Source organism: Nonomuraea sp. NPDC001684 (assembly GCF_053596515.1).
Genome location: NZ_JBSFGJ010000752.1, coordinates 1 through 2,718 on the forward strand (window position 1 = coordinate 1; position 2,718 = coordinate 2,718).

At 75.2% G+C, this 2,718-nt stretch carries 2 protein-coding genes; both read right to left on the minus strand.

The features are described from left to right. Positions 1 to 130 precede the first annotated feature (130 nt). Positions 131 to 724 (minus strand): NADH-quinone oxidoreductase subunit B family protein, encoded by a 594-nt coding sequence (locus tag ACWCSD_RS51150; RefSeq protein ID WP_449926908.1) that lies wholly within the window; start codon positions 722 to 724, stop codon positions 131 to 133. A gap of 172 nt (positions 725 to 896) precedes the next feature. Further along, positions 897 to 2,570: a xanthine dehydrogenase family protein molybdopterin-binding subunit gene (locus ACWCSD_RS51155; protein ID WP_449926911.1), complete on the minus strand. Its 1,674-nt coding sequence runs from the start codon at positions 2,568 to 2,570 to the stop codon at positions 897 to 899. Positions 2,571 to 2,718: the final 148 nt, after the last annotated feature.

A 2,718-nucleotide genomic window follows, 5' to 3' on the forward strand; every position in this document is an offset into this window, starting at 1 on the left:
GCGGCGGCGCCCGCGGCCGCCGTGCACCAGCCCGTTAGGTGCCGCCGCGCCCGGGGCGGTGCCAGCAGGGCGGTCACCGCGGCCAGCGCGCAGCCGGACAGCGCCGCCACGTACAGTGTGCCGACCGGGTTCATCGGCCCGTCAGCCCGCGCAACGCCGCCACGATCGCCGCGGGCTCCGGCGGGCACCCCGGCACCTCCACGTCCACCGGCAGCACGTCGGCCACCGCCCCGGCCACCCCGTAGGCTCCGGCGAACACCCCGCAGTCGCGCGCGCAGTCGCCCAGCGCGATCACCAGGCGGGGCTCGGGGACCGCGTCATGGGTGCGGCGCAGCGCCACTTCCATGTTGCGGCTCACCGGCCCGGTCACCAGCAGCGCATCGGCGTGCCGCGGCGAGGCCACCAGCCGCGCGCCGTACCGTTCGGCGTCGTACACCGGGCCGAACGCCGAGGCGATCTCCACCTCGCAGCCGTTGCACGACCCCGCGTCCACATGTCTGATCTGCACCGATCCGGCGAGTTCCGCCGCCTTCGCGGGCGGGGCACCCTCCTGGCGGGCGGGCGCGGGCTCGGCCACCCGGCCCGTCTTCGCGATCTTCCCCCACAACCCCATCGTCGCCCCCTGCAACGCTCGCCGGCCACGATCACCCGGGCCGGGGCTGCCGTGCCGCGGCAGGCAGTCGCCCTGTCGGGAGAACACCTGGCCGGGCCACGCATCGATCACGCGCCTGCGCGATCGCCCCCTACGGCCCGACCGGCGGATCCCGGCGCCAGGCTATTCCTCAAGCGCGGCGGGTGGGGCTGACTTTGGCCAATGGGCGGCCGGTGGAGTCCGGCATGGCCGTTCGTGCCCGGTCCGCGGCATTCGGCCTGGTGACGCACCCCGCGCCGAGGAGTCAGGCAAGGGCGGCGAGAACCTTGTCCTGGGTGATCGGCAGGTCGCGGACGCGGTGGCCGATGGCGTGGTGGACGGCGTTGCCGATCGCGGCGCTCAGGCCGGTCGTGGGAGCCTCGCCGAAGCCGCGGGCGCCGAGCGCCGGGCTGGCCGGGTCGGGCCGGTCGATGAACGTGAGGTCCAGGTCGGGCACGTCGGCGGCCACGGGCACCAGGTAGCCGGACAGGTTCGGGGTGAGGATGCGGCCCAGGTGGGGGTCGGTCAGGGTGTGCTCGGACAGGGCGACGCCGATGCCCCAGATCACGCCGCCGACGGCCTGGCTGCGCGCGGTGCGCTCGTTGAGTACCCGGCCGGGGTCGTAGACGCCGACGACGCGGCGCACCCGGACCTGGCCCAGCAGCCGGTGGACGGCGACCTCGGTGAACACCGCGCCGGTCGAGACCGCCTGGACCATCCGCTCGCCCGCCGGGCTGGTCACGCGGAGAGGCCGGCCGTGGCGGCGCAGCACGTCCCGGAAGCTGGTGCGGCGCGCGGGGCGGTCGAGATCGAACAGATGTCCGTCGGCGGCGCGGACGCGGGCGGGCGGCAGGCCGTGCAGCGGGCTGCTCTCGTCCGCCACGGCCAGGGCGATCACCTGGTCGCGGGCGGCGGTCGCGGCGCGGACGACGCCCCCGCCGGTACAGGGCACGGTCGCCGACGCCGACGAGGCCGGCGCCTGGGGGTAGGCGGAGTCGCCGAGGTCGAAGCGGACCTCGGCCATCGGCAGGCCCAGCACGTCGGCGCCGAGCTGCCGCATCACCGTGGAGGTGCCGGTGCCGATGTCGTGGGTGCCGGAGCGGATCCGTGCCGCGCCGTCCACGCCGATGATCACTTCGGCTCCCGCCATCTCCCGGCCGCCCGCGGTGTGGGCCACGGTGGCCATGCCCCAGCCGAGCAGCCAGTCGCCGTCACGCATGGAGCCGGGACGCGGGGCGCGGCGCCACCAGCCGAAGCGCTCGGCGCCCCGCTCGTAGCAGGTGCGCAGGTGGTTGCTGCCGTGCCGGACGCCGCTCTGCTGGTTGGTCGCCGACCAGTTGCGGATCCTGAGCGTGACCGGGTCCAGGCCGAGCGCGTAGCTCAGCTCGTCCAGGGCCGACTCCAGGGCGTGGCTGGTGACGGTGTCCGGCGCCCGAATGTAGGCGGCGTTGGCCAGGTCCAGGGCGACGGCCCGCTGGGTGGTGCGCACGTTCGGGCAGGCGTACAGGATCCGGGTGATCCGGGCGCTGGTGACGAACCGCCCCTCGGTGCCGGCCACCTGCTGGGTGAGGGTGTGGTCGATCGCGGTCAGCCGCCCGTCGCGGGTGGCGCCGACGCGCACCACCTGGTGGGACGCGGCGCGGTGACCGTTGCTGGTGTAGGACTCGGCCCTGGTCAGCACCAGCCTGACCGGGTGTCCGACGTGCCGGGCGAGCGCCGCGGCCAGGGCGATGCGCGGCACCGCGGACGTGCCCTTGGCGCCGAACCCGCCGCCCACGTACGGGGAGATGACGCGTACCTTCTCGCGGGGCAGCCGGAACACCGTCATCAGCCCTTCCTGGGTGCCGGCGATGTTCTGGGTGGACTCGTGAACGGTGAGCCGGTCGCCGTCCCAGGCGGCGACGGTCGCCGGCAGCTCCATCGGGTTGTGGTGCTGCATCGGGGTGGTGTACGTCGCCTCGACCGTGACGGGCGCGGACGTGAGCGCGGCCTCTCAGCTCACCCCGCCGCACCGCGCGCTCGAACACCACGCGTTCTCGCGCGAACCGGTCGGCGAAGAACCGGCGGACGTCGAGCTCGGGATGGCG

Excerpts from the sequence above, each read along its gene's own strand:
- ACWCSD_RS51155 (WP_449926911.1), bottom strand. The coding sequence starts at position 2,570 with ATGCAGCACCACAACCCGATGGAGCTGCCGGCGACCGTCGCCGCCTGG.